This window comes from Pseudomonas sp. C8002 (genome assembly GCF_013385765.1).
Classification (GTDB): Bacteria; Pseudomonadota; Gammaproteobacteria; order Pseudomonadales; family Pseudomonadaceae; genus Aquipseudomonas.
The window spans coordinates 316977-341782 of the sequence record NZ_JACAPJ010000008.1; the positions used below are offsets into that span (position 1 = coordinate 316977).

25 protein-coding genes are annotated in these 24806 nt (G+C 61.9%); 12 read left to right on the forward strand and 13 right to left on the reverse strand.

The features are described 5' to 3' along the window. Nucleotides 1-171: 171 nt before the first annotated feature. The 5 genes from HX814_RS15145 (at nt 172) to HX814_RS15165 (ending at nt 5618) form a co-directional block, all read left to right on the forward strand. Complete coding sequence (locus tag HX814_RS15145) at nt 172-1239, forward strand: DUF2333 family protein (protein WP_003217301.1); 1068 nt, start codon at nt 172-174, stop codon at nt 1237-1239. A 2-nt stretch (nt 1240-1241) separates the two neighbouring features. Continuing rightward, nucleotides 1242-1778: an NUDIX hydrolase gene (locus tag HX814_RS15150; RefSeq protein ID WP_008439015.1), complete on the forward strand. Its 537-nt coding sequence runs from the start codon at nt 1242-1244 to the stop codon at nt 1776-1778. A 297-nt stretch (nt 1779-2075) separates the two neighbouring features. Then, a complete protein-coding gene (locus HX814_RS15155; protein WP_003217297.1) occupies nt 2076-2447 on the forward strand; it encodes a translation initiation factor Sui1 in 372 nt (123 codons plus the stop codon). Nucleotides 2448-2659: 212 nt separating this feature from the next. Continuing rightward, nucleotides 2660-4573, forward strand: coding sequence for an arginine decarboxylase (gene speA, locus HX814_RS15160; protein ID WP_003217295.1), 1914 nt, complete (start codon nt 2660-2662; stop codon nt 4571-4573). 181 nt (nt 4574-4754) lie between these two features. After that, on the forward strand, nt 4755-5618 hold the full coding sequence (locus HX814_RS15165) for an alpha/beta hydrolase (protein WP_134325668.1): 864 nt from the start codon (nt 4755-4757) through the stop codon (nt 5616-5618). Here HX814_RS15165 and HX814_RS15170 read toward each other — a convergent pair. The 3 genes from HX814_RS15170 to HX814_RS15180 all read right to left on the reverse strand — a co-directional run bounded on the left by HX814_RS15170 (nt 5602) and on the right by HX814_RS15180 (nt 8000). Continuing rightward, nucleotides 5602-6948, reverse strand: coding sequence for an MATE family efflux transporter (locus tag HX814_RS15170; RefSeq protein ID WP_003217292.1), 1347 nt, complete (start codon nt 6946-6948; stop codon nt 5602-5604). The genes HX814_RS15165 and HX814_RS15170 overlap by 17 nt on opposite strands. A gap of 164 nt (nt 6949-7112) precedes the next feature. Further along, nucleotides 7113-7415: a DUF6124 family protein gene (locus HX814_RS15175; protein WP_023659366.1), complete on the reverse strand. Its 303-nt coding sequence runs from the start codon at nt 7413-7415 to the stop codon at nt 7113-7115. A gap of 294 nt (nt 7416-7709) precedes the next feature. Beyond that, on the reverse strand, nt 7710-8000 hold the full coding sequence (locus HX814_RS15180) for a hypothetical protein (RefSeq protein ID WP_003212934.1): 291 nt from the start codon (nt 7998-8000) through the stop codon (nt 7710-7712). 162 nt (nt 8001-8162) lie between these two features. Between HX814_RS15180 and HX814_RS15185 the strand changes: the two genes are divergently transcribed. The 5 genes from HX814_RS15185 (at nt 8163) to HX814_RS15205 (ending at nt 12598) form a co-directional block, all read left to right on the forward strand. Beyond that, nucleotides 8163-8468 (forward strand): MazG-like family protein, encoded by a 306-nt coding sequence (locus HX814_RS15185; RefSeq protein ID WP_003212932.1) that lies wholly within the window; start codon nt 8163-8165, stop codon nt 8466-8468. Beyond that, nucleotides 8465-9214, forward strand: coding sequence for a methyltransferase domain-containing protein (locus HX814_RS15190; RefSeq protein ID WP_177008340.1), 750 nt, complete (start codon nt 8465-8467; stop codon nt 9212-9214). The genes HX814_RS15185 and HX814_RS15190 overlap by 4 nt, the downstream gene beginning before the upstream one ends. Before the next feature lie 24 nt (nt 9215-9238). Then, the gene (locus tag HX814_RS15195) at nt 9239-9844 is read left to right on the forward strand and encodes a DUF4136 domain-containing protein (RefSeq protein WP_177008341.1); all 606 of its coding nucleotides are present in this window, start codon (nt 9239-9241) and stop codon (nt 9842-9844) included. A 45-nt stretch (nt 9845-9889) separates the two neighbouring features. After that, nucleotides 9890-10447 carry a DUF4136 domain-containing protein gene (locus tag HX814_RS15200; RefSeq protein ID WP_003212927.1) on the forward strand — a complete coding sequence of 186 codons (558 nt, stop codon included), beginning with the start codon at nt 9890-9892 and terminating at the stop codon, nt 10445-10447. A 129-nt stretch (nt 10448-10576) separates the two neighbouring features. Further along, nucleotides 10577-12598: a pilus assembly protein TadG-related protein gene (locus HX814_RS15205; RefSeq protein WP_256343939.1), complete on the forward strand. Its 2022-nt coding sequence runs from the start codon at nt 10577-10579 to the stop codon at nt 12596-12598. Here HX814_RS15205 and HX814_RS15210 read toward each other — a convergent pair. Both HX814_RS15210 and HX814_RS15215 read right to left on the reverse strand, forming a co-directional pair. Further along, nucleotides 12595-15342 (reverse strand): PAS domain-containing sensor histidine kinase, encoded by a 2748-nt coding sequence (locus HX814_RS15210; protein ID WP_177008342.1) that lies wholly within the window; start codon nt 15340-15342, stop codon nt 12595-12597. The two genes, HX814_RS15205 and HX814_RS15210, sit on opposite strands and share 4 nt — an antisense overlap. Then, a complete protein-coding gene (locus HX814_RS15215; RefSeq protein WP_003212919.1) occupies nt 15339-15779 on the reverse strand; it encodes a TadE/TadG family type IV pilus assembly protein in 441 nt (146 codons plus the stop codon). Before HX814_RS15215 ends, HX814_RS15210 begins: the two co-directional genes overlap by 4 nt. Nucleotides 15780-15850: 71 nt before the next feature. Here HX814_RS15215 and HX814_RS15220 point away from each other — a divergent pair, with 71 nt between their 5' ends. Continuing rightward, nucleotides 15851-16336 carry a prepilin peptidase gene (locus HX814_RS15220; RefSeq protein ID WP_003212917.1) on the forward strand — a complete coding sequence of 162 codons (486 nt, stop codon included), beginning with the start codon at nt 15851-15853 and terminating at the stop codon, nt 16334-16336. Between the two features lie 114 nt (nt 16337-16450). Next, nucleotides 16451-17239 carry a response regulator transcription factor gene (locus HX814_RS15225; protein ID WP_102605218.1) on the forward strand — a complete coding sequence of 263 codons (789 nt, stop codon included), beginning with the start codon at nt 16451-16453 and terminating at the stop codon, nt 17237-17239. Here HX814_RS15225 and HX814_RS15230 read toward each other — a convergent pair. Genes HX814_RS15230 through cpaB form a run of 8 tightly spaced genes read right to left on the reverse strand, consistent with a single transcriptional unit; the run spans nt 17236 to nt 24681 of the window. Beyond that, nucleotides 17236-17508, reverse strand: a complete 273-nt coding sequence (locus HX814_RS15230; protein ID WP_177008343.1) for a DUF3613 domain-containing protein — start codon at nt 17506-17508, stop codon at nt 17236-17238. The genes HX814_RS15225 and HX814_RS15230 overlap by 4 nt on opposite strands. Before the next feature lie 22 nt (nt 17509-17530). Further along, nucleotides 17531-18253 (reverse strand): tetratricopeptide repeat protein, encoded by a 723-nt coding sequence (locus tag HX814_RS15235; RefSeq protein WP_087693100.1) that lies wholly within the window; start codon nt 18251-18253, stop codon nt 17531-17533. A gap of 11 nt (nt 18254-18264) precedes the next feature. Further along, nucleotides 18265-19149 carry a type II secretion system F family protein gene (locus tag HX814_RS15240; RefSeq protein ID WP_177008344.1) on the reverse strand — a complete coding sequence of 295 codons (885 nt, stop codon included), beginning with the start codon at nt 19147-19149 and terminating at the stop codon, nt 18265-18267. A gap of 1 nt (nt 19150) precedes the next feature. Continuing rightward, nucleotides 19151-20035 (reverse strand): type II secretion system F family protein, encoded by an 885-nt coding sequence (locus tag HX814_RS15245; protein WP_003212908.1) that lies wholly within the window; start codon nt 20033-20035, stop codon nt 19151-19153. Between the two features lie 11 nt (nt 20036-20046). After that, complete coding sequence (locus HX814_RS15250) at nt 20047-21318, reverse strand: CpaF family protein (RefSeq protein WP_008438997.1); 1272 nt, start codon at nt 21316-21318, stop codon at nt 20047-20049. Continuing rightward, nucleotides 21315-22505, reverse strand: a complete 1191-nt coding sequence (locus HX814_RS15255; RefSeq protein WP_177008345.1) for a pilus assembly protein — start codon at nt 22503-22505, stop codon at nt 21315-21317. The genes HX814_RS15250 and HX814_RS15255 overlap by 4 nt, the downstream gene beginning before the upstream one ends. Next, nucleotides 22502-23725: a type II and III secretion system protein family protein gene (locus tag HX814_RS15260; RefSeq protein WP_177008346.1), complete on the reverse strand. Its 1224-nt coding sequence runs from the start codon at nt 23723-23725 to the stop codon at nt 22502-22504. The genes HX814_RS15255 and HX814_RS15260 overlap by 4 nt, the downstream gene beginning before the upstream one ends. A gap of 20 nt (nt 23726-23745) precedes the next feature. Next, nucleotides 23746-24681, reverse strand: coding sequence for a Flp pilus assembly protein CpaB (cpaB, locus tag HX814_RS15265; RefSeq protein WP_087693096.1), 936 nt, complete (start codon nt 24679-24681; stop codon nt 23746-23748). Nucleotides 24682-24806: the final 125 nt, after the last annotated feature.

Genomic DNA, 24806 nt, shown 5'->3' on the forward strand with positions numbered 1-24806 from the left:
CGCAGAGATTCATTTATCGACCATGCAGTCGCGCGGGCGTAAACAGCGTGCATCCTTTATAGTCGAACCGCGTACTCGCGCCACCCTGGCTAAAAGCGCCGCACTGCTCGGCACGATGGGGCAGGGTTGTGGTCGTAGCTATTGAACTCAAGTGATTGAAAGGATATCGCCATGCTGGACTGGAAAAACCGCGCAGGCAGTGCAAAGGGCCCGGCCCCTGAAACCAAGTCGGCCCCCCGCAGCTATTTCCGTAACCTGCTGATGAGCCGTGCGTTGCTCTCGCTGGTTGCGTTGTACCTGTTGGTCACCGGTGCCCTGGGTTGGTACTGGAGCGAAGAGCCTGCGTTGTTCCCGGTCCAGCAGAATGCGCAAATTGCCGCCGAGAAGGATGGCAAGCAGATGGTGGTGGGCTTTACCACCGTCGAAACCCTCAAGACGGTGGTGGGCACCCTGCTGAACAAGCCGGGTGGCTACATTTCCAACGACCGTTTCCCGCCGGGCCTGTGGATGGACAACATGCCGAGCTGGGAGTACGGCGTACTGGTGCAGGTGCGTGACCTGACCCGTGCCCTGCGCAAGGACTTCGCCCGCTCCCAGTCGCAGTCGGCGGAAGACGCAGACCTGGCCAAGGCCGAACCGCGCTTCAACTTCGACAACAAGAGCTGGGTGCTGCCGTCCAGCGAGTCGGAATACCAGGAAGGCATCAATTCCCTGAGCCGCTACGAAGCGCGCTTGTCCGACCCGAATCAAAAAGGCGCGCTGTTCTATGCACGTGCCGACAACCTCAACAACTGGCTGGGTGATGTGGCGACCCGCCTGGGCTCGCTGTCGCAACGGCTGTCGGCCAGTGTGGGTCGGGTCAAGCTCAACACCGCGCTGAAAACCGAAGCGCTGGCGCCGGGTGAAGTGCCGCAGGTCGACGAAGAAGTGGTGGAAACCCCATGGATGCAGATCGACAACGTGTTCTACGAAGCCCGCGGCCAGGCCTGGGCCCTGTCGCACCTGCTGCGCGCCATTGAAGTCGACTTCGCCGATGTGCTGGCCAAGAAGAACGCCACCGTCAGCGTGCGCCAGATCATTCGTGAGCTGGAAGCTTCGCAAGAGCCGGTATGGAGCCCGATGATTCTCAACGGCAGTGGCTTTGGCATCCTGGCCAACCATTCGCTGGTCATGGCCAACTATATTTCCCGGGCCAACGCTGCAGTGATCGACCTGCGTCAGCTCCTGAACCAGGGTTGATGATGGACGCTTCCACCAGGGAGGCAGCGCACCGCGCCGCCTCCGACGCCGAACTGATTGCCTGGGTCGACGAGCAGGACAACCTGCTCGGCAGCCTCGTACGTTCCGATCTGCGCCGGCGCGGGCTGATCGGGCGCTGCACCTTTATTTTCCTGTTCAACTCGGCCGGTGAGCTGTGTGTGCACCGGCGCACCCTGAGCAAAGCCATGTACCCGGGTTTCTGGGACACGGCGGCGGGCGGAATGGTGGCGGCTCACGAGTCCTATGCCGAATCGGCGGCCCGTGAGCTGGAAGAAGAGTTGGGCGTCAGCGGCGTCGAACTGACCGCCCACGATCACTTCTACTTCGAAGACGGCGACAGCCGGCTCTGGTGCACCTCGTTCTCGGCCGTGTGGGACGGGCCGCTGCGAATCCAGCCGGAAGAAGTCATGGAGGCGCGCTTTCTGCCCCTGGCCACGGTGCTTCAGGAGGCCGAGCAAAAGCCCTATTGCCCGGATGCCCAGGAAGGGTTGCGTCGTTATTTGGCCCTGCGTCGCTAAAGTTGCATAAATTGGCGCCATTTGGCTCTTAGCAAGGGGCGTTTTTGCCGTTACACTGCGCGACTTTTCAGGCTGAACCGCTGTTGTTCCACCCTGTAGGAGCGAGCTTGCTCGCGAAAAACGTAAGCACGACGCGTGCTGTCTGAAGGCCCGCGTTATCGTTGACGACCTTCGCGAGCAAGCTCGCTCCTACAGTGGTTTGAACATCGGCGGCTCAGTAGCGCTGCCCCTGCCTGAGTGGGGCTTCGCGGTCGATGACCCCATCGATCAGTCTTTGTCCTCCCAAGAGGATTGCCGGTGGCCAAAAAAGCCGCATCCTTCGCCGCCCTTGGTGGCCTGGTATTTTCCACCGACGCAGGTCGACACTGCCCGGACTGTCGCCAGCCCGTGGACGCGTGTACCTGCAAAACAACCCTGATTCCCGAAGGCGATGGTATTGCCCGCGTTCGTCGCGAGAGCAAGGGCCGTGGCGGCAAGACAGTGACCACCATCACTGGCGTGCCCCTGGCCGAAGAAGCCTTGAAGGAACTGGCCACCACGCTGAAAAAGCGCTGTGGCACCGGTGGCGCCCTGAAAGACGGCGTGATCGAGATCCAGGGCGACCACGTCGAGTTGCTGTTGGCCGAGCTGATCAAGCTGGGTTACAAGGCGAAGAAATCCGGCGGCTAGCAGCCTCTGTGAAAACCACCCCGATAGCCCGCTGGCTGAACGCGAACTGTCGTCCCCATGGTTTTCACAGAGCCTGTTCCTGACCGGTGTCTAAACTCTGTCCTGCAAGTGGGGTCTACCCCTCTCACAGGCAAATCGTCATTTTCATTCTTTAGACTGCGCCAGCCTCTGATCAGGCCGGTGCACTTCGACTTCATTTATAGGGGACTTCGATGTCCGTACGACGCACACGCAAAGACGATGGCAGCCAATGGACAGTTGCGGACAGCCGCAGTGTTTACGGGATTCGCCATTGGGGGGCCGGGTATTTCGCGATCAATGATGCCGGTCGCGTTGAAGTCCGTCCGAACGGCCCGAACAGCACGCCTGTGGACCTGTACGAGCAAGTCGACGAGCTGCGCAAAAGCGGCCTGTCCCTGCCGTTGCTGGTGCGCTTCCCCGACATCCTGCAAGACCGCGTGCGCCAGTTGACCGGCGCGTTCGACTCCAATATCGAGCGCCTGGAATACCAGAGCAAATACACCGCGCTGTACCCGATCAAGGTGAACCAGCAGGAAGCGGTGATCGAGAACATCATCGCCACCCAGGACGTGTCCATTGGCCTGGAAGCCGGCTCCAAGCCCGAGCTGCTGGCCGTGCTGGCCCTGGCGCCGAAAGGCGGCACCATCGTCTGCAACGGTTACAAGGACCGTGAGTTCATCCGCCTCGCGCTGATGGGCCAGAAGCTGGGCCACAACGTGTTCATCGTGATCGAGAAAGAATCCGAAGTCGGCCTGGTGATCGAAGAAGCCGCCAACCTCAAGGTCAAGCCTCAGGTGGGCCTGCGGGTGCGCCTGTCGTCCCTGGCGTCGAGCAAGTGGGCGGACACCGGCGGCGAGAAATCCAAATTCGGTCTGTCGGCGGCGCAATTGTTGTCGGTGGTCGAGCGCTTCCGCGCGGCGGGCCTGGACCAGGGCATCCGCCTGCTGCACTTCCACATGGGTTCGCAGATCGCCAACCTGGCCGACTACCAGCACGGGTTCAAGGAAGCCATTCGTTACTACGGCGAACTGCGCAACCTCGGCCTGCCGGTAGACCACATCGACGTGGGCGGCGGCCTGGGCGTGGACTACGACGGTACCCACTCGCGTAACGCCAGCTCCATCAACTACGACATGGACGACTACGCCGGCGTGGTCGTGGGCATGCTCAAGGAATTCTGCGACGCGCAGAGCCTGCCGCACCCGAACATCTTCTCCGAGAGCGGCCGTTCCCTGACCGCCCACCACGCCATGCTGGTGGTGCAAGTTACCGACGTCGAGAAGCACAACGACGACGTGCCGCTGATCGAGAACAAGGAAAGCCTGCCGGAAACCGTGCAATGGCTGGTGGACCTGCTGGGCCCGACCGACATTGAAATGGTCACCGAAACCTACTGGCGCGCCACTCACTACATGAGCGACGTGGCAACCCAGTACGCCGACGGCAAGATCACCCTGGCCGAGAAGGCCTTGGCTGAACAATGCTACTTCGCCGTCTGCCGCCGCCTGCACGACTCGCTGAAAGCCCGTCAGCGTTCCCACCGCCAGGTGCTGGACGAACTCAACGACAAGCTGGCCGACAAATACATCTGCAACTTCTCGGTATTCCAGAGCCTGCCGGACACCTGGGCCATCGGCCAGGTGCTGCCGATATTGCCGCTGCATCGCCTCGACGAAGAACCGCTGCGCCGTGCGGTGCTGCAGGATTTGACCTGCGACTCCGACGGCAAGATCAAGCAATACGTGGATGAGCAAAGCATCGAGACCAGCTTGCCGGTGCACGCTGTGAAAGAAGGCGAGGACTACCTGCTGGGGATCTTCCTGGTGGGTGCCTACCAGGAAATTCTCGGCGACATGCACAACCTGTTCGGTGACACCGACTCGGTGAACATCTACCAGCGTGACGACGGGTCGGTGTACAGCGCCGGGATCGAGACCCACGACACCATCGAAGACATGCTGCGCTACGTGCACTTGTCGCCGGAGGAGTTGATGACTCACTACCGTGACAAGTGCGCCAGCGCGAAGATCACGGCGGCGGAGCGGACTCAGTTCCTGGATGCGTTGCGTCTTGGTTTGACGCGTTCGTCGTACCTGTCCTCGTAAGCACACCGCTTCCAGGCTGACAAAGATCTCAATGTGACAGAGATCCAGTGTGGGAGCGGGCTTGCTCGCGAAGGCGGTGTGTCAGTCGATACATGTGCAGACTGATACACCGCCTTCGCGAGCAAGCCCGCTCCCACATTTGGATCGCCGCAAGTCCTGCAGTTTTTATAGGGCCTGAATAATGTCGAAAAAGCTCCTGCAAGTGTTCACCCTGGCCATCGCGACGCTGCTCGCAGCCTGCTCCCCGATCAAAGTGCTCAACGCACTCACCCCCACCAGCACCTTCACCAAAACCTCCTCCCTCGCCTACGGCGATGACCCCCGCCAGAAACTCGATATCTACCGCCCCGTCACCGCCTTGCCCGACGCGCCCGTCGTGGTGTTTTTCTATGGCGGCAGCTGGAACAGCGGCTCCAAGGATGACTACGGTTTCGTCGGCGAAGCCCTGGCCTCGCGCGGCATCGTGGTGGTGATCGCCGATTACCGGCTTTACCCGCAAGTGCGCTACCCACTGTTTTTGCAGGACGGCGCCCAAGCAGTCGCGTGGGCGTATCAGCACAGTGCCGAATACGGCGGCGACCCCCGCAAGCTGTATGTGATGGGCCACAGTTCCGGTGCCTATAACGCGGCAATGCTGGCACTGGACCCGCAGTGGCTGGCCGGGGTTGGCCTGTCGCCGTCAGTCTTCAAGGGATGGATCGGCCTCGCCGGGCCGTATGACTTTCTGCCGATTGAAAACCGCGATGTGCGCCCGGTGTTCTTCTACCCGGACTCGCCGCCCGATTCCCAACCCATCAACCACGTGAGCCAAAGCGCACCCCCCAGCCTGTTGATTGCTTCGGTGGACGACAATCTGGTCAACCCCAAGCGCAACACCGGCGGGTTGGCGAAAAAGCTGCGAGCGGCGGGTGTGCCGGTGGAGGAGTTCTACTTCACCAAGACCAGCCACGCCACATTGGTGGCGTCGATGTCCCGGCCGCTGCGCTGGCTGGCGCCCGTGCTGGACCGGGTCACGGCGTTTATCACGTTCACGCCGGGCCAGTAAGCCAGCGGTCCTGCTTGTTCAGGCGCCAGGCAATTGCCCACAGCGTCAGGCTGCGCAGGGCCATGAACAACAGGAAGGTTATCCACAAGCCGTGGTTGCCCAGGCCCTGCAAGGCCCAGGCGAAGGGCAGCACAATCACCACCGTCAGCAGCATGCCGTTGCGCATTTCCCGGGCGCGGGTGGCGCCGATGAACAGGCCGTCCAGCAGGTAGCTCCACACGGCGATCAACGGCAGTACGGCGAGGTAGGGCAGGTAGATGTCGGCGGTTTCGCGCACGCTCGGAATATCGGTTTGCATGGCGATAAACAGGTGGCCGAACACGGCGAACAGGATCGCGAAGCCGATACTCGCCAGCAACGACCAACCACAGGCCACCACCAGCGAGCGGCGCAAGGCCTGGCGGTCGTGGGCGCCGATGGCGTGGCCGCACAAGGCTTCCACGGCGTGGGCCAGTCCGTCCAGGGCGTGGGCCGTCAGCAACAGACCATTGAGCAGCAGCGCATTCGCCGCCACCGTGGCATCCCCCAAGCGAGCGCCTTGCACGGTGATCATGAAAAACACTGATTGCAGGGCCAGGCTGCGGATGAAGATATCGCGGTTCACCGCCAGCAGCGGGCGCCAGCTTTGCCACAGCTTGAGTGCCGCCCAGGCGATATGGCCAGGGTAGGCACGCAGGGCTTTTTGGGTGAGGGCCAGGCCGAGCAGGGCGCCGGTCCATTCGGCGATCACCGAGGCGCGGGCCGAGCCGACCACGCCCCAATCCAGGCCCAGCACGAACCACAGGTTGAGCGCGATGTTCACGAGGTTGGTGGTCAGCAGAATCGCCAGCGGCGCGCGGGCGTTCTGGGTGCCAAGGAACCAGCCCACCAGCGCATAGCTGGCCAGCGCTGCGGGCAGGCCGAAGAGCCGGGTGTGGAAGAATTCGCGGGTCAGCTGGTTCAGTTCGGGCGAGGGCTGCATCCAGTCCAGCACCAGGCCGCTTAACGGAATGCCGATGCTGCCGAGCACTATGGCCAGGCCCAGCGCCAGCAACAGCCCCTGCAACAGAATCTGCCGCAGCGCGGCCCCGTCACCGCGCCCGGCGGCCTGGGCGGCAAAGCCGGTGGAGCCCATGCGCAGGAAACCCATGGCCCAGGCGAGGAAGGTGTACAGGCTGGCGCCAACGGCCACGGCGCCGAGTTGGTGGGCGTGGGGCAGATGGCCGATGACCATGCTGTCCACCAGCGCTACCAGTGGTACGGAGATGTTCGACAGGATCATCGGCGCGGCGAGGGCCCACACGCGGCGGTGGGTGGGGCGGTCGCGCCAGTCGGTTAGCAGGGAAGTCATGCGGGCTCCTTTGGGGAGCGGTAGTGTAACTGTCCATTAGCTGCGCCGCAGGGCCAATGTGGGAGCGGGCTTGCTCGCGAAAGCGGTGTGTCAGTCGCCGGATGTATTGGCTGATCCACCGCTTTCGCGAGCAAGCCCGCTCCCACATTTTTGAACGCGTAGTGTCAGGTTTTGCGCGGGTGCAGGCATTCGATGGAGCGGTCGACGGTGGTCTTGGCAATTTCCAGCAAGTGCCAAACCGCCAGGATCTTCGCGCGCTGCGGGCTTTCCAGCAGCTCGCCGCAATCAAGCGCAGTCGCCGAGGCGCTGCTGAGCAGGCTGGCGGTGTAGAGCAGGGAATCTTCGAAGCTCAGGTCTTCGTTGATGGTGTGGAAGCCTTGGGATGGCAGGTAATGTTCGAGGGCGCGATTGAAGGCGGCGCGGTCGTTGAGGAGGTCGCTGGGTGGATCGGGGACGAGCTTATGCATGGTGTAACTCCACTAGAAGGTAAGGAGCTGACACCCGCGCGACTAAACGAGGGTGGCGGCTGTACGCAGGTTAGTCGACCGGCTAGTGGAACCCGGCGCACCCGAAGGTGCCCTGCGCACAGCCGCCATGAAGCATGGCGACAACTTGCGCTCACTAATTCCGGGCGACTAAACCCGATCACTGATATGCAGTGAAGGGCCGAAGACTAGCCACCCATCCCAACAGGCACAAGGCCGAAAGATTGTCTCGGAAACGTCCCTCAAATTAAAGGGATTTACCCTGCTGGCCCTTTATTAATGCACCACCCAACTGAGCACCCACAGCCCGAGCATCAACCAGATAATCCCCATGATGATCGAAGCCCGCATAAACGCGCGCACCGCCGAGTACAACAGCATCAAGCCGATAATCAGCATGAGGATGCTGATGATCGAGGTGTCCATCCCCAAGGATCTGGACAGCCCGTCGACAAAGTCGCCGCCCGCGTGGGACAGGGTATTGAACAGCCCGCTGAACAACTCGACGATAAAGTGGATGATCTGGCCGATCTTGAGACCCAGCCATCCGAAAAAGTCTGTTTGCATGTGTGTGTCCTGATAAGACGGTGGGCGTAGCTGCCGAACCTGAGCCTTTGTTCGTTATTGGCCCAAGCTAGTTCCCTTCTAGCATAGAGGTTTACGGGCCGCAGGGATTCACTTGCCTTCGCGCGGCTTGCGCCCGAAGCTATACACCTTCAGGAGCCCCCCATGAACCTCGATCACCTCACCGAACGCCTGCACCGCATCCGCGATACCAACGACTGGAAGCAGTTCCACAGCCCCAAGAACCTGGCCATGGCCGCCAGCGTTGAAATGGCCGAGCTGGTGGAGATATTCCAGTGGTTGAGCGAAGACCAGTCGCGCCAGTTGCCCGCCGACAAACTCGCCCATGCCGGCCAGGAAGTCGGTGACATCGTGCTGTACCTGCTGCTGTTGTGCAGTGAGTTGGGGTTGGACATGGATCAGGTGGTACAGGACAAGCTGGCCGACAGCGAACGGCGGTTTGCCAAATGAGCGACCGTCATTTCGACCAGTTGGCCACCCGCTTTGCCGAGAAGATCTATGGCGGTGCCAAGGGCGCGATTCGCCTGGCGGTGCTGCAGGCCGACCTGATTGAAGCGCTGCCGGACCGCCCGTTGCGGGTACTGGATATCGGCGCGGGGCTGGGCCATATGTCGCTGTGGCTGGCCGAGCGCGGCCATGATGTAACCCTGGCCGAACCCGCCGAGCCGATGCTCGAAGGCGCGCGCCAGCGTTTCGCCGAAGCCGGGCAGACCGCCACCTTCATTCAGGCACCCTGGCAGGACCTGCTGGGCCAGCTCACCGAACCCTATGACCTGGTGCTGTGCCACGCCGTGCTGGAATGGCTGGCCGAACCCCATGCGATCCTGCCGGTGCTGCACCAGTTGACCGCGCCCGGTGGCTGGCTGTCGCTGGCTTTCTATAACCGCGACGCCTTGATTTACCGCAACCTGCTCAAAGGCCACTTCCGCAAAATGCGCAAGAACGACATGGCCGGCGAAAAGCAGAGCCTTACGCCGCAACAACCCCTGGACCCACGGGAGTTGGCGACGCAACTAGAGGGCCTGTGGCAGGTCGAAACCGAAAGTGGCGTGCGGGTGTTCCACGACTATATGCCGGTGGAATTCCAGGCCCGCGCCGAGTTGCAGGATTTGTTGGAGATGGAGCTCGCACACCGTCGTCACCCAAGCTTTGCCGGACTTGGGCGTTATTTGCACTGGATCTGCCGTCCGGTTTAAGCGGCCCAGTCTGCGGAGGTCGAAATGAAGCGCTGTCTTGGACTGATCCTGCTGGGCCTGGGCCTGGCGGGTTGCCAAAGCCCCAACCCGTATGTGGCGGCGTCTGCCCTGATGCCGCCGGCGCCTGCCCAGGCGGCCAACACCTTTGATGCCAGCGCCTACCCGGCGCCGGTGCGCGACTACGGCGCCTACCGCAGTTGGGCCTGGCTCAACAACCAGCTGCCGGCGGGCTCGGCCTGGGCGGATTCGGCGCAGATTGCCGAGGCGGTCAGCGGCGCCCTCGACCAGCGCGGCCTGCGCCCCTTGCATGACAACCGCGCCCCCGACCTGCTGGTGAGCGCCGACGTGCGCCTGGAAAAACGCCTGCGCCAGGTCCAGGACGACTATGGCTATGGTTACGGCGGTTATAACCGCTATGGCAACGGCTACGGCATGTACAACACGGTGCCGGTGGTACGCACCTATGAAGTGACGGTGGCCGTGGCACGCATCAGCCTGTTCGACGCGCGCACCCGCCAGCCGGTATGGAGCACCAGCGCCGAAACCACGAGCCAGGGCAGCCTCAGCGAGCGCGCCGATTCGCTGCGTGAGGCGATGCAAAAGGCAATGACTGCCTACCCACCCAGTTAGCAGCTATTCTCATCTCAGGCCCGGATTGTCTTTTGGAGAAAAACCATGCTTCGTCGTATTGCTGCACTTGCTGTTGTTGTGTTGCTGGGCGGTTGCCAGACCAGCCAGGTCAACCATGATTTCGACGCCAGCCGGGACTTTGGCGCCTACCGCAGCTGGAGCTGGAAAGAACCCGCGCTGCAATACCGCCCGGATGACCCGCGGATCAAGAGTGACCTCACCGAACAGCGCATCCGCCAGGCCGTGGGCGAGCAGCTCGACCAGCGTGGCCTGCGTCCTGCGGCGCCGGGCACCAAGGCTGACCTGAATGTACAGACCTACCTGATCGTCGAAGACCGCCAGCAACAAGTCACCACCAATTACGGCGGCGCCTGGGGCGGCCCGTGGAATGGTTACTGGGGCGCGCCGATGTATAACGAAACCCGCAACATCACCTACAAGGTCGCGACCATCCAGATTGACTTGCTCGACGGCAAGGATGGCAAGCTGGTGTGGCGTGGCAGCGATGAGCAGATCCTCGCCAGCTCGCCTGAACCCCAAGACCGCAGTGCCGCTATTCGTGCCACGGTGACCAAGGTGCTTTCCAACTACCCGCCGCATTGATCGCCTGATCAGCCCTCCGCCAGTCGTCGATCTATGGCGACTGGCCTGCAGCCCCCGCCGCTCTTGACTACACTCCCAAGCAACACAGGAGAGTAAGCGCTCGGCAGTGTGCCGGCAAAGGAGTGCTCGATGTCTCTTCGACTTCGTTCCGGTCACCACGCCGGGCCTGCAAGGCAGCGCGGTGCGGTTGGCTTGGTGGCGGTCTTGACCCTGGGCATGGTGCTGGTATTCATGTTGCTGGTGGTTGATAGCAGCCGTTTGTACCTGGAAAAACGCCAGTTGCAGGGGATTGCCGATATGGCGGCACTGGAGGCAGTGCAGCGTAAGGGGGATTGCCTGCCCGCCACCAATACCGCGCCCACCTATGCCCGTGCCAGCGCAGTGCGCAACGGTTATGTCATCCCGCCAGCAAACGCCCTGATAGTGAAATGCGGCGTGCTGACCACCGGCGCCACCAACCAGCGGGTGTTCTCCGCAGACGCGACCAAGACCGATGCCATCCAGGTGACTGCCTCGCGCCCGATCATGACCAGCGTTGCCGGGGGGGTCTGGGCGTTGTTCAGTGGTAGCGGCTACAACTTCAACACCCAGTTGTCTGCCGTCGCGGTGGCGGCGCCGAAGATCCTGCCGCCTCAGGCGCAACTGACGATCAAATCGACCCTGGTCACCGTGGACTCGAGCAAATCAGCAGCACTGAACCTGTTGTTCGGCCAACTCTTGGGCGGCTCACTGAACTTGAGCGTGGCAGGCTGGCAGGGCCTGGTAGACACCAACATCAACTTGCTCAGCTACCTCAACCAGTTGGCGTTGAACGTGGGCGTCACGGCCGGAGCCTACGATCAACTGCTGACCAAGACGGTCAAGATCAGTCAGCTGGTCGACGCAGCCATTACGGTGCTCAGTGCCGGAGGCAATACAGCCAGCGTGGCGGTCAGCGGTCTTACCAGTATCAACGCGATAATCGGCAACCTTGATGTCACCCTGGGCAGCCTGCTGCAGCTGCAAACGGGGGCGGTGTCGGCGGGGCTGAATACCAGCCTGAATGTGTTCCAGCTGGCCGAAGCCTTTGTGCAATTGGCCAATACCAAGAACGGGGTGGTGGCGACCATCCCGGTGAATATTCCGGGCCTGGTGAATGCAGGTGTTCAGGTCAAGGTGATTCAGCCACCGCAGTTGTCCGCTATTGGCGATCCGCGGTTTGCCGTGGATAAAACTTCAGCAACCCGCATTTACGTAAAAACGGCTCAGATCAGCGTCGGCCTGACGTTAGGGTTGCCACCGCTGGATTCTCCCGCGGTGCAGGCCGCCCTGAACGGCTTGGTCGGGCCGCTTTCGGATGTATTGAACAACTTGTTGAGCTTGAACCTGGGAGGAACCATCAGTTCGGTGCTGTGTGTACTGGGTGGTTATTGCCAGATGACGAATTTGCAGGTGCTGTCGTCATCCTCAAACCCGCCGGCCGCCAGGATAGATGTGGTCCTTCAACTGGGCACGGCTGAAAGCTATGTCACCGGATTTACCTGCGTCAGCGACGCTACCAAGACCCTGACCACCCAGACCAATGCCTCGATCGTTACCGTGCAAATTGGCCAGAGCCCGCAACTGATCAACGCGTTCAACAGCAACACCACCCTTAATCCGATTCCTCCAGTGCCGGTGGTGGATATCGGATCCATTACCTGTTTCAAACCCTTGCTGGGCCTGGGGCCTACCACTTGTGATCCGTCTACCCGCAAACCGTTTTACGGGGGCGGCCTGGGCTTGAGCGTCAACAGTCCGGTGGGCGCTGCGACAAGTGCCTTGCCCCCCCACACGTACCTTCAGCCGCCGGAAATCAACCTGCCGCCGCAGTACTACGCCTCATCGACAGCCAGCCTTCTCAGCGCGATCAGTAACGCGTTGAGCGGTATCCAGTTCCAGGTCTACAAGCCAACGGGGTTCAATCTGCTGGGAGGGTTATTGACGACGGCGGGCACAGTGCTAAACGGGCTCAACAGCACCTTGGGCACCGTGATTGGCGGAGTGCTCAGCCCTATTCTGGACCCGGTGGTGAACAGCCTGTTGTCGAACCTTGGGGTTAACCTGAACGCGGTGGAAGTGGGCGCCAACCTCAGTTGCCGGCCGCATGGGCAAGCGGCCCTGGTGAATTAGGCTTCAACCACCGGCAACTCCACACAGAACTTCGCCCCATGCTCGCTGTTGGCGACGCTCAACCGGCCGCCCATGTTCTCGACAATGCCGTAGCTCACTGACAACCCGAGGCCGGTGCCCACGCCAATCGGCTTGGTGGTGAAGAACGGCTCGAAAATCCGCTCCAGCAGCCGCGGGTCAATCCCGCCGCCGTTGTCCTCGACCCAGATGCGCACGTGGCGGCTGTCGTGCTCGATCTGCACCGAGATCCACGGTTGCAGGTCGCGGTCGTGCTCGCGTTTGCTCAGCAGGGCATCGCGGGCGTTGACCATCAGGTTGATCAGCACCTGCTCCAGCTGGTCGACATAGCCTTTGACCTGCACCGTCACGTCTAGCTGTGCCACGCGCAGGTCCACGCCTTTGCCGCGCATGCCTTCACTGAGCAGCGACAGGGTGCCTTCCACCGCCTGCGCCGGGTTGAAGGGCTGCTGTTCGACTTCCGAACGGCGGCCGAACACCCGCATGTGGTCTACCACGCGGGCTGCGCGCTGGACCTGGGAGTCGATACGCTGGAGTTTTTCCGTCAGGTAGTCGATTTGTGCATCACCGTTGCTCAAGCGCTTGAGCACGTTGACGATGGCCATGCGCATCACATTCAACGGCTGGTTGATCTCATGGGCCAGGCCGGTGGCCATTTCGCCGAGGGTGGCCATTTTGGCGCTTTGGGTCAGTTGCTGCTGGGAGCGGCGCACTTCGGTGTTGTCGCGGCCCACGGCCTGCACTTCCTGCAATTGGCCCTGTTCGTCGAACACGCCCCGGTCCGACCACACCCACCAGGCATGTGTGCGCCCCGGCAGTTGCAGGCTGATTTCGGCGGTGCTCACCGGGAATTCCGGGGTGAGCTGGCGGATGCGCAGTACAAACGCCTCGTGTTGTTCGTCCGACAACCATTGGCGGAGGTTCATGCCCGGCAGCTGTCCAGGCAGGCATTCCATGTAGTTGGCCAGTGGCGTGTTGCCGAAGGTCAGGGTCAGGTCCGGAAGGTAGCGGCAGATCATGGCCGGGGAGTCTTCCACGAGGATTCGATAGCGCTCCTCGCTTTCCTTGACCCGTTGCGCCGCCAGGGTCGTCTCGGTCACATCCAGCCACAGGCCCACGGCTTCCACGGGCAACCCGAGGTCGTCGCGCAGCAGCCGGGCTTCATCCAGCAGCCAGTGGTAATTGCCCTGTGTGTCGAGCACCCGGTAGCGACTGCGCACGCTGCCTTCGCGCAGCAGTTGGCGGGTACGGTCGAAGTAGAGGTCGCGGTCTTCGGGGTGGATCCACTGGTTCAGCGTCGCCGGGGTGAAGTCGGCCAGGGTGCGGCCAAGCAGCGGCAGCAAACTGTCGCTGAAGAACACCGGTTGCAGCGTGCCCTCGACGTAGCGCTGCACATAGATCACAGCCGGGGAACTGGCGATCAGGTTATCCAGGCGTGCGTGGGCGGCGGCGGCCTGTTGCTCCTGGTTTTTTATGTCGCTGATGTCGAGCATGAAGCCCACCAGGCGGCGATGCTCACCCGAGCCCAACGCTTGCCCCTGCACGCGATACCAGATGGGGTTAAGCGCCGCGTCGGCACGTTGCAGGCGCACACTGGTGGACAGCGGTTTGCCCAGGGTCTTCAGGTCTTGCAGGCGGCTGGCGAGTTCTTCCCGGTCGGCAGGGTGAATCAGCTTGAGCCACATGGGTAGCGACAGCTGTGTGATCGCCTCGCCTTGGCTCAGGGTGTGCAGCAGCGGTGGGGCGAGTTCGAGGTCTTCAGTGTGTGGGGACAGCTCCCACCAGCCGGTGCCGAGCAATCCTTGCAGCGCGTCGAGGCGTTCCAGTTGCTGTTGATGGCGCAGTTCGCGCAGGCGGCCGAGCAGCGGTGCCGCGAGGGCGGCGGTCAGTTGCAACCAGTCACGGTCGCTGGTGTGTTCCTGGCGGTGATACACCCCGCACAGCAGCCATGCGCCCACGCCCAGGCCGTCGCGGTAGGGCACCAGAAAACCATCGGTATTGCCAAACAGGCCTTGCAGGCGTGGGTGTTCGCTGTGGCCACGGTTTACCTCCAGGCTCACTGGCGCCGTGCCGCCCAGGCTGTCGAGGCTGGAGCCCAGGGCTTGGCCGTTGCTCCAGAGTACCGGCGCATCGTGGGCGGTGTAACAGCCCTCGATGCACCACGCCTGGCCCTGCTCATCCAGCAAGGCGATGGCGACGCAGGGGATGTGCCAGTGCTGGGAAATAGCCTGCAGAGTGTCTTGCAGTACTTCGGGCAGGCGCACCAGGCTGCAGACCCGCAGTTGCTCGCTGATCTGGTCGCTCACCCGTTGATTGTGTTCGCGCACCTGGGTGAGTTGGCGATGGGCAATCAGGTCGCCAATGTCCAGCAATTGCAGGAGCCAGCCCTTGCCTTCGGGTTGAACCCAGCCACGGGTATGCAGGGTTTGCCCGGCGAGCCCCTTGAGCTCCAGGTCCAGGCTTTGCCCCTGCCAGTCGCTGGGCGTGCCCTCGATCACCAGGCGGCTCGCCGCAGTGAGGTAGTCGAGCAGCGAGGGTGCCTGTTGCTGTTGCGCAGCGGGGTGTTCGAGTCGATGGCGAAGCGGGCCATGGACATCCATTACGCGGCCCTGGGCGTCCAGGTAGAACAACAACGCGGCGGTTGCCGGGATCGCTGCCGGTGCGTCAGCAGGCAGCTGGTTGCCGCGTCCGAGCAGGCGGCCGAAGAGTTTATCGCCTGAGGTCAAAACTGCATGCTCGACTGGGCGGACAGCATGGGAGGCAGGGCGGGGACGGTACCGATGCCTGGCAGTACCAGGAACGGCAGCACACTTTGGAGGCTGGACGTCGGGTAGTTGATGTACACCGTCAACACGCCTGACGAGTTGTAGACGGCCGTCACGTACCCGGGAAGGAATTTGAACTGGGAGGGGATCCACGCCAGTTGTGCCTGCGCCGCACTGACGGCCTGCAGCGGCAGTGCCGTGACGTAGCCAGGCGTGGCGGGGTCCAGCGCGACGCTACGTCTTACGCCTTCGGCGGCGGCCTGGGTAAAGGACTGCATCAGCAATAACGGCAAGCTGTAGCTGACCAGGCCATAAAAAATGGCAAAAAAAATCATGAAGACCATCGCGAACTCCAGCGCGGCGGCACCTTTTTGCTTTTTAGCGAGGCCTTTTTTCATGACTCGTCTACCCTGACTACTACTACCTGATATCAGCATAGAATCATTCAGCAAAAAGGGATTTTTTTTACGTGATTCAAAGCCTCGTCCTGGTCGTTTGGCTCGCGCTGTGCGCTGTGCAAGATATCCGTCTACGTCAGGTCTCCAACCGTTTGACCCTCGGCGCAGCCTTGCTGGCGTTGGGTTACCTGTTCTGGAGCGGTACGACCTGGCTCGGTGCACCGGCTGTCGAGGGCGGCGTGGCCTTTGTCCTGGCGTTGTTGTTCACCCTGCCGGGGTACGCGCTGGGCCGCCTGGGCGCCGGTGACGTGAAGCTGATCGCGGCATTGGGGCTGGCAACCGACTATCTCTACGTACTGGGCACTTTTATCGGCGCCGGCCTCGCGAGCGCAGCCTGGCTGTTGCTGGCGCCCAGGGTGTGGCCGCTGATGAATCAAGGGCTTAGGAATACCTTGCAGTACCTTGATCCGGCACATTCGGCCAGGCAGCCGTTCGTGCCGTTTTTACTGATCGGTTTTTGCCTGTCCTGGTTTTGGATCCCATTAGTCGCCACGTAGGGTATCGCTATGTACATAGTAGGAAAGTACGTCTACGTTTATGGGTAGGTTGTATAGGAAAAATGGTCGGAATGGATACATCGGTCCTTTTGCTTGCCAGGCATGGAGTAGCGCGTGAACAAGCTTACCTCTCAAGTGAAAGTGCTCGTGGTGGACGATCAGCCTTTGATCGTGGAAGAGCTTTGCGAATTTCTTGAAAGCAACGGTTACCGTTGCGTCCCTTGCGCATCCAGCCAGGAAGCCATCGAGCGTTTTCGCGACGATGCCGAGATCGGCCTGGTGCTGTGCGATCTGCATATGCCCGAGATGGATGGCATCGAACTGGTCCAGGCCCTGCAACACCTGGCCGGCAAGCAACGGGCCTTTGAGGCCATCATGCTGACCGGGCGTGCAGACAAGCAGGACGTGATCAAGGCCTTGCGCGCCGGGATTGCCGATTACTACCAGAAGCCGATCAATTTGGGCGAGCTGCTCGAAGGGTTGCAACGCCAGGTGGTCGCGCTGCAGGACCGGCAGAAAGATCTCGACCTGGGGCACCTGAACCAGAAGCTGCAGTTTCTCTCGGCGTCCATCGATGACCTTTATCATGACCTCGACAAGGTGCGCAGCAGTCCGCAATCCGGCCTGTCGACTGAAGCCGAGGGTGAAGTCAGCGACACTGACCGGGTTGAAATACCGGCGATCTTCAATCAGTTGTCGCCCCGCCAACTGGATGTCGCAAGGCTGGTAGGCAAGGGCCAGACCAACTACCAGATTGCCTGTGAGCTGGGCATCACTGAAAACACCGTGAAACTCTACGTGTCCCAAGTGCTGCGCCTGACCCATATGCACAACCGAACCCAGTTGGCGCTGGCGTTATCGCCGAACAATTCTGCGGCGCGCCAGCGCGTCACTGCGCATTAGTTGTTGCTGCCTGGGGTGTTGCCGCCCAGTTTCTGGTCGTAGTACTCAGGAATAGGGTATTTGTAACTGTCCAGCAGGCGTTGCATGGCCTGGTCGCGTTCAGCGGGCGTGGCCTTCTGCCGGATGGGAGATGCGCGTTCGCCACTGACCTGCAGTTGCAGCCAGCCTTCGGTCTGTTTTTGCTGTGGCGAAGAAGGCCCCGGCTCAATAGCCAGCACCGTCAGCGGCAGGCTGGCGAACAGCAGCGTGGCGAGCAGTGTGAATTTCATCGTGTGTACTCCCTTCAGAGACCTATTTGACCGGCGCTTGCAGCACGTCGCCTACGGTTGCGACCTGATCTTTTGGCGCTGTCGTCGGTGAGACGGGCGCCTTGAGTTGCTGCGCCCGGGCCTGGGCTTGCGTCACTTGTTCCGGGCTCAGGCCCATGCGGCTGGCCACTTGTGCGGCTTGTTCCCAGTTGTCCTGGTAGATCATCAGCGTCACGAGGTTGATCGCCGCCAGTTGGTCGCTCTGCTTGAGTTCCATGGCCGTGAGGAATTCGAAGCGTGCATCTTCCACGCGCCGTTGATTGAGGTACACCACGCCCAGGTCGTTGCGGATTTTCTCGTCGGTGGGCGACATCCTGGCCGCGCGTTGCAAGTGCGCCATGGCCTGGCCGTTGTCTCCCCTGGCCGCTGCCAGCTGGCCGAGCCCGTGCTCGCCTTCGGCAGCCATGCAGGTACCGAGCAGGCTGCGGTACAACGGTTCGGCTTCGCTGCGGCCCAGCAGGCGGTACACCTTGGCCTGGCGCTGGCGCACCTGGGGCAGGTTGTCCGGCAGGTTTTGCAGGTTGGCCAGGCTGGCGTGCAGCTTGCCCTCGTTGGCCATGTCGTCGGCCAGGTTCAGCGATAACTCCTGATCGGAGTTGGGCTTGGCACAACTGCCCTGCGCGCTGAAACCCGCCCACGGCAGTTGCCCGTTACTGGCGCAACCACTTAACAACAACAGGCTGCAGGCGACCATCAATGTCTTCATTGCATGTCCTCTCAAGGCACGAAGGCTTTGGCGATGGCGATAAAGCCAGGGCCGGCCAATACGATCAGTAATGCGGGAAACAGGAACAGCATCATCACCACGGACATTTTGGCGGACATCTTGGAAATGTATTCCTGCAGGCGGGTCAGGCGCCGGTCATCCAGCAACTGCTTGAGCGATTGCAGCGACTTCATCGCCCCGCCGCCCTGATGCAGAAGCTGCTGGAGGATCAGGCACGTGTCGCTGAGTTCATCGACGTCCAGCATCTGGCTGGCCTTGTTCAATTCCTCCCCCAGTTCCAGCCCGGAATCGACGCGTGCCAGCACCAGGCGCAGTTCGGCGGTCAGTACCGGCAGCAACTTTTGCGCGTCGTAGGCCATGACCCGCAGCGCCTGCTCCACGGCCATGCCTGACTCAAACAGAATGCGCACCAGAGGGATGAAGGTCGCTACTTCCCGGGAGATTTTCCCCTGGCGCCTTTTGGCGAGTGCCACCAGTATTCGCTTGGGCAGCAGGTAGCCGATGATCAGGCCCAGCAGGGAGATCACAAACTCATGCTCAGTGCCGGGAAAGAACAGCTTCAGTGTCATCGCGGTCAGCCCCAGCAAAACTATCGGTGAACCGATCTGGCAAGCGGCGAACATCGAGCGTTGGCTGGTTTTTCTCCAGCCCATGCGGTTGAGCAGGATTTGGGTTTCGTTATCGAGGCTGATGGTGCGCTGGCCGATCCGGGTGCTGCCCAACTGGTGCAACCACTCACTCATTTTGTCATTGCGGCCTGGCTCGCCCTGCAGCCGCTGGGCGACCACGCGTTGTTGACGACGACTGCTCAGGATATTCGCCAGCAGCAGTGATAACGCGGCAAGAAACAATACGGCACTGATCAGTATCGCCATCTCAGATACTCCGCAACATGCGCCACAGCGCCACGCATCCGATGACTTGCAAGGCGAACGCACCGAGCATCAGGCGTTGGCCGCTGTGGTCATCCCACATGGCCATCAGGTACGTCGGATTAACGAGCAGGAAGTAGCCCGCGACACTCACCGGCAGTACCGCCAGCACCAGCGCGGTCACCCGGGTTTCACCGGTCATGGCGCGTAATTGCCGTGCGCCCTGGTCGCGCTCGCGGATCATCTTGATCAGGTTTTCCAGCAGCTCACTGGCGTTGCCGCCGTAGCGGTGGTTGACCTTGAGGCCCAGGGCAAACAGGCGCAATTCATCCTGTTCATAAAACTCGGCATAGTCATGAGCGGCCTCCGGCAGGCTGACACCCAATTGCACATTGCGCTTGATACGGCCCATGGACTTTTTCAACGGGTCGTCACTGGCATCGATTCCGCTCAGGATGGCGTCCGCCAGGGTGCGTCCGGATTTCAGGCTGCGTACGGCGTGATCGAGCAATTGCGGGAGTTGTTCGATCATCCGGCGCAGCCGCCGCTGGTAGCGTACGGCGATGTACAGGCGCAGTGCCAAGGGCGGTGCCGCCACCATCACAAACAAGCCTATCCACTGGCCCACGAGCCCCCCCAGCAGGGCGCCAAAGGCCCACAGGGTCAGCCACAGGCCGAGGCGCTCGGTTGGCCGGCCGAGGCCTGCACGGATAAACGTGCGTTCCAGGCTGGTGGTCACCGCGTTGTCTTTCATGGCCTGGGGTTGCCCTTCGGCCAGGCGTTCCAATACCCGGTCGGTCTGGGCCTTGCGCAGACCGTTGCGCATCAGGCCTATCCCCAGCACCAGAAGGGCCACGGCGAGCAGGGCGAGCAGAATCGGACCGATCATCGGGTTGCCTCCTACACCGGCAGGTGACCTTCGTGACGCAACTTGTCACCGGCCGGGTTGACCGCTTCGCGCAGGAAGCCAAAGCCGGTGCGCTTGTCGTGGCGAAACAGGGTGTTGGTGACGTACACGTCTTCGCGGATGCCCACGACTTCCACCACTTCGCTGACACAGCGGCGGCCATCGGGCAGGCGCGTCAGCTGGATCACCACATCCAGCGCCGCGCAGATCATTTGCCGCAGGGTTTTTTCCGCGACGACCCGGCCGGTCAAGCCCACCAGGGTTTCCAGGCGCAGCAAGGCGTCCTGGGCGTTGTTGGCGTGCACGGTACTCATCGAGCCGTCGTGGCCGGTGTTCATGGCGGTCAACACATCGATGACTTCCACGCCTCGGATCTCGCCGAGGATGATGCGGTCGGGGCGCATCCGCAGGGCGTTGCGGATCAAGTCACTGGCCTTCACTTCCCCATGCCCCTCGGCATTGGGCGGGCGGGTTTCCAGGCGCACAACGTGGGGATGGCCCAGTTGCAACTCGGCCACGTCTTCGATGGTGACCAGGCGCTCGCGGGGGTTGATCAACTGGCTGAGAATGTTCAGCAGTGTGGTTTTACCGGTGCCGGTACCGCCGCTGATCAGGATGTTGCAGCGCTTGCCGACGGCTTCCTTGAAAAAGTCGAAAATGGCCTGGTCGATGGTTTGCATGGCCACCAGGTCGCTGCTTTTAAGCATGTCCTTGCGAAACTTTCGAATCGACAGGCACGGCCCGTCCAGGGCAATCGGCGGAATGATCGCATTGACCCGGCTGCCATCGGGCAGGCGCGCATCGACCATCGGCGACGACTCATCCAGCCGGCGTCCCAGGGGTGCGAGGATGCGCTGCATGACCCGCTCGACATGGTGGTCGTCAATGAAGCGCAAGTCACTTTGTTGCAGCAGGCCATCGCGTTCGACGAATACCCGGTGCGGGCCGTTGACCAGGATCTCGGTGACGGTCGGGTCGCGCAGCAGCACTTCCAGCGGGCCGAAACCGGTCAGCTCATCGACGATCTCTTCAGCCAGGCGCTCCATCTCATAGCGGGAAATCGCCAGGTGCATACGTGTGATGTATTCGGCCACCTTGTCGATCACAAACTGCGCCAGGGACTGGCGTGTGCCTTCCAGCAGATTTTTTCCCGAATCCTCGATGGCATCGATGATGTAGCGATGCAGCACCAGCTTCAGGCCGTCGTGATCAGTGTTGCCGACGTTGCCGCGCGGGGCGACGCCAAACAGCTTCTCGCCGTTCATTTGGTCCTCAGAAGGCGGTTGAGCCAATTGGTGGAGGGTTTTTCCAGGCCCTCGGAGCGTTTTGCCAGGCGCTCACCCAAGCCGCGCAACGTCTGTGTCAGGGCTTCCCGTGGGGCCAGGGCGAACAGGGTCTGGGCCTGGTTCTTGGCACTCAGGCGCACTTCCGGGCTCCAGGGCAGGACGGCGATTACTTCCAGCCCGAAGCTCTTGCCCAGTGCCTCCGAGTCCGGGGCGGCCCCCTTTAGGTAGCGGTCTACCAGCAGGCGGGCATGGTCGAGTTTCATGCCTTTTTCCCGCCACAGGTTGAGTACGGCCAGGTTGCGGCGGCAGTCCGGCACGCTTTGGTCGGTGCACCACAGCAGTTTGTCGCAATGGCTGACAAAGGTGCGCAAGGCTTCGCTGTCGGGTTGGCCGGTCAGGTTCACCACGATGTGCTGGAAGTGCTGGCGCAGGGCGCTGAGCAACATGTACAGCTCGGCCGCGCTGGTACGCTCCAGGGGCTCGTCGTTGTTGTGGTAGGCGAGGATGCGCAGACCGGCTTCGGCGGTGGTGAAGGCGCTGTTGATCAGGGTTGAGTCCAGGCGCCGCAAGTGACGCAGGGCGTCGCCGAAATGAAAAGAACTCTCCAGCCCCAGCAGTGCGAGGCTGTCAGCGAGTGGCAGGCCCAGGTCGAGCAACAGCGTTTGCTGCCCGCTTTTTTGCACCACCAGCGCCAGGTGGCTGGCGATCAGCGCGCCGTCGGCATTGCCTTGGGTGCCGTAGAGCACGGTCAGCCCGCCCAAATGGGTATTCGGGGTGACCGCCGGCAAGCGTTTGCTCAGGCGCCGAACCAGGCCGGCAACCTCACTGGAGCGCGAGCCGTAGGCCACGAAATCCCGTGCGCCGGCGCGCATCGCGTTCAGTACAAGCTGGTTGTCCATGCCATCGCCCAAGGCGACGATGGCAAGCATCGGCTTGGCTTCCAGGGCACCTTCGATCAGGGCGCACTGGGTGGTGACGTGTTCCCGGTCCAGGCCAATGAACACCAGGTTGGCGAACGTCACGTCTACCAGTGCCAACAGTTCGTCGAGGCTGCCGGCACCGGCGCTGACCACTTGCCCCAGGGGCGCGAGTGCGCCCTGAAGCCATTCCAGATCCGTGGTGTTGCGGGTAATTGCCAAAAAGGTCTGGCTCAGGCTCTCACTCATTCGGACAGTCCACTGCGGCGGTCGAAATTGCCGTTTTCGAGGAAATACAGGCGGTACCAGTTAGGGTCGTAATTGCGCAGCTTTTCCCCTGGCAACGAAGGCAGTTGGGCGTTGGCCGCCAAGGGCTGCACGAGGTGCGGGGTGACGATCATCAGCAGCTCTTTTTCCTGGCGATTGATGCTGGAGTCGCGAAAGAATGCACCGAGGATCGGGATGTCACCCAGGCCCGGGAATTTGCTGACGCTGGAGGTGGTGTTGGTGCTGATCAGGCCGCTGATCACGAAGCTTTCGCCGTCGGCCAGGGAGATGCTGGTGTCGGTGCGCCGGATGGTCAGCGCCGGCACGGAGATACCCTGGATGTTGACCGCGTTGGTGTAGTCCAGCTCACTGACCTCTGGCGCGACCTTCAGGGAAATCCGCCCATGGTCGATGACGGTCGGGGTCAGGGTCAGGCGAATACCGAACTCTTTGTATTCGATGGAGATGGTGTTGCTGCCGCTGCTGGGCACCGGGATCGGTACTTCACCACCGGCGAGGAAGGTCGCACTTTGGCCACTGAGCGCCACCAGGCTCGGCCGGGCCAGGGTGTAGGCAAAGCCGCTGCTTTCCAGGGCGTTGATCATGGCCGAGACACGTCCGCCGCCAAAGCCGATGTTGAAGGTGTCGTTGTTCACCGGGAGCCCACGGAATCCTGTGGCCGCCGCGTTGGCAACATTGTTCGGGGCGCCGAACAGAAAGTTGCCGCCCCGGCCAAAGATCGAGGTACTGGCCTCCTTGAGTTTGGTGCGGCTCACTTCCACAAAGCGGATGTCGGTTTGCACCTGGCTGGGCAGGGTCGGGTCATCGGACGGCGACAGGGCCAGGCTGGTCAGGGCCGACGTGGCCTTGCCCTTGACGAACACCATGCTTTGGCGCGGGCTGCTGGAGCAGGCCGTCCAGACCATCAGGCTGGTGGTGCCCGAGGCGATGCCGGTGAGCAGGAACGCCTGGTTGCCGTTGACCTGCACATCGGCCACTTTCGGATCGCCAATGGCCAGCCGCGTAATCGGCACCGGCGACTGGATAGCCTGTTGAGCGCCTTCACCCACCTCCAGCACCGGCGGCAGCTGGCCCAGGCCCGTGCAGTTGCCGGGTGCTGCCAGTGCAACGCCGACAGGCAGGCTCAGGGTGAGAAGTGCCCAGAAAATTCGCGAAAAAGACCACACGAAACGACTGCTCATTCAAGGCATCCTTAGCTCTTTCAGGGCGTTTGTTGGGTAACCTGATTGCCACGTATTACTTCGACGCCTGAACGCCTTGGCGCACCATTGCCGGCGGGACTCAGGCCGTTGACGGGCGCTGTACTGAAGGCCAGCTGGTTGAACTGGTAGAGCTCGCGCCGGGTGTTTTCCAGGTGGGTCGCGGACTCCGTTTCACCGGCCCAGTATTGGCTCAGCAGTTGTTCGTCGGCACTGCGTACAGCCAGGCGTAGTACGCCGGACTGGGCTGCGAGCATCAGCCGGCTCAGGAGCTCCTCCGGTACGGCGAGGAGTACCGTGCGCGCGCTGGCGCGACTCTGCTGCGCCTTGAGTTTTTCGTCCGGGGTGGTCGGTGGCACGGAGCCGGGCGTGCCGTCGTTGGTCAGCCCCAGTTGATCGCCGACGCCCAGCAGGCGCAAGGCGGGCACCACGATTTGTGCGGACTGCTGCGGGTTGCTGGCTTCCTGGCGCAGGAAGAGCAGGACGTCCACATAGTCCCCCGGGGAGAGTTGCCCGCTGGCGCCGATCACTTCATCCACGGCGACGGCAAGCGCGCGTTCGTTAGGGCGGATCATTCGCGCCACGGTGCCGCCGGAGTTGAAGCTCTCCTCGGTCAGCCAGGTCCCGGCCGACAGCGGCCGCCACGGGATCTTGCCCACGGCCTGGTCGAGGCTGGTGAGGCTGCCGGCGGGAACCGTGCGCAGTTTTTCCAGGGTCAGGTCGGCGGCGGTGAGCGCAACAAAAGGTGCAACGTCATGGGCCAGCACCACCACCGGTTGGCGGGTCTGGTCTTCGGCGACGGGTTGCACGACTTCAGGTGTTTGGGGCACGGGCGGTGCGACAGGGGCAGGGCGGCTGAGTACCAGGCCCCAGTAGCCTGCAATCAGTGCACCTACCAACAGCAGCCCGGCGAGGATCAAGCTAATCCGACTGTTCATGAAGGCTCTCCCTTTCCTGCTGCATCCACTGCTGTTCCCACTAATGCTTGCGTATCCGGATCGCTTCAAGCTTCTAACTATTTCGCTATTTGAAGGTAGTTCAGCTAAGACAAAACGCCATTACC

What these genes read in the sequence shown, in the direction of transcription:
- HX814_RS15145 (WP_003217301.1), top strand. Translation starts at nt 172, where the DNA reads ATGCTGGACTGGAAAAACCGCGCAGGCAGTGCAAAGGGCCCGGCCCCT.
- HX814_RS15150 (WP_008439015.1), top strand. Translation starts at nt 1,242, where the DNA reads ATGGACGCTTCCACCAGGGAGGCAGCGCACCGCGCCGCCTCCGACGCC.
- speA (WP_003217295.1), top strand. Translation starts at nt 2,660, where the DNA reads ATGTCCGTACGACGCACACGCAAAGACGATGGCAGCCAATGGACAGTT.
- HX814_RS15165 (WP_134325668.1), top strand. Translation starts at nt 4,755, where the DNA reads ATGTCGAAAAAGCTCCTGCAAGTGTTCACCCTGGCCATCGCGACGCTG.
- HX814_RS15170 (WP_003217292.1), bottom strand. Translation starts at nt 6,948, where the DNA reads ATGACTTCCCTGCTAACCGACTGGCGCGACCGCCCCACCCACCGCCGC.
- HX814_RS15175 (WP_023659366.1), bottom strand. Translation starts at nt 7,415, where the DNA reads ATGCATAAGCTCGTCCCCGATCCACCCAGCGACCTCCTCAACGACCGC.
- HX814_RS15180 (WP_003212934.1), bottom strand. Translation starts at nt 8,000, where the DNA reads ATGCAAACAGACTTTTTCGGATGGCTGGGTCTCAAGATCGGCCAGATC.
- HX814_RS15185 (WP_003212932.1), top strand. Translation starts at nt 8,163, where the DNA reads ATGAACCTCGATCACCTCACCGAACGCCTGCACCGCATCCGCGATACC.
- HX814_RS15190 (WP_177008340.1), top strand. Translation starts at nt 8,465, where the DNA reads ATGAGCGACCGTCATTTCGACCAGTTGGCCACCCGCTTTGCCGAGAAG.
- HX814_RS15195 (WP_177008341.1), top strand. Translation starts at nt 9,239, where the DNA reads ATGAAGCGCTGTCTTGGACTGATCCTGCTGGGCCTGGGCCTGGCGGGT.
- HX814_RS15200 (WP_003212927.1), top strand. Translation starts at nt 9,890, where the DNA reads ATGCTTCGTCGTATTGCTGCACTTGCTGTTGTTGTGTTGCTGGGCGGT.
- HX814_RS15205 (WP_256343939.1), top strand. Translation starts at nt 10,577, where the DNA reads ATGTCTCTTCGACTTCGTTCCGGTCACCACGCCGGGCCTGCAAGGCAG.
- HX814_RS15215 (WP_003212919.1), bottom strand. Translation starts at nt 15,779, where the DNA reads ATGAAAAAAGGCCTCGCTAAAAAGCAAAAAGGTGCCGCCGCGCTGGAG.
- HX814_RS15230 (WP_177008343.1), bottom strand. Translation starts at nt 17,508, where the DNA reads ATGAAATTCACACTGCTCGCCACGCTGCTGTTCGCCAGCCTGCCGCTG.
- HX814_RS15235 (WP_087693100.1), bottom strand. Translation starts at nt 18,253, where the DNA reads ATGAAGACATTGATGGTCGCCTGCAGCCTGTTGTTGTTAAGTGGTTGC.
- HX814_RS15240 (WP_177008344.1), bottom strand. Translation starts at nt 19,149, where the DNA reads ATGGCGATACTGATCAGTGCCGTATTGTTTCTTGCCGCGTTATCACTG.
- HX814_RS15245 (WP_003212908.1), bottom strand. Translation starts at nt 20,035, where the DNA reads ATGATCGGTCCGATTCTGCTCGCCCTGCTCGCCGTGGCCCTTCTGGTG.
- HX814_RS15250 (WP_008438997.1), bottom strand. Translation starts at nt 21,318, where the DNA reads ATGAACGGCGAGAAGCTGTTTGGCGTCGCCCCGCGCGGCAACGTCGGC.
- HX814_RS15255 (WP_177008345.1), bottom strand. Translation starts at nt 22,505, where the DNA reads ATGAGTGAGAGCCTGAGCCAGACCTTTTTGGCAATTACCCGCAACACC.
- HX814_RS15260 (WP_177008346.1), bottom strand. Translation starts at nt 23,725, where the DNA reads ATGAGCAGTCGTTTCGTGTGGTCTTTTTCGCGAATTTTCTGGGCACTT.
- cpaB (WP_087693096.1), bottom strand. Translation starts at nt 24,681, where the DNA reads ATGAACAGTCGGATTAGCTTGATCCTCGCCGGGCTGCTGTTGGTAGGT.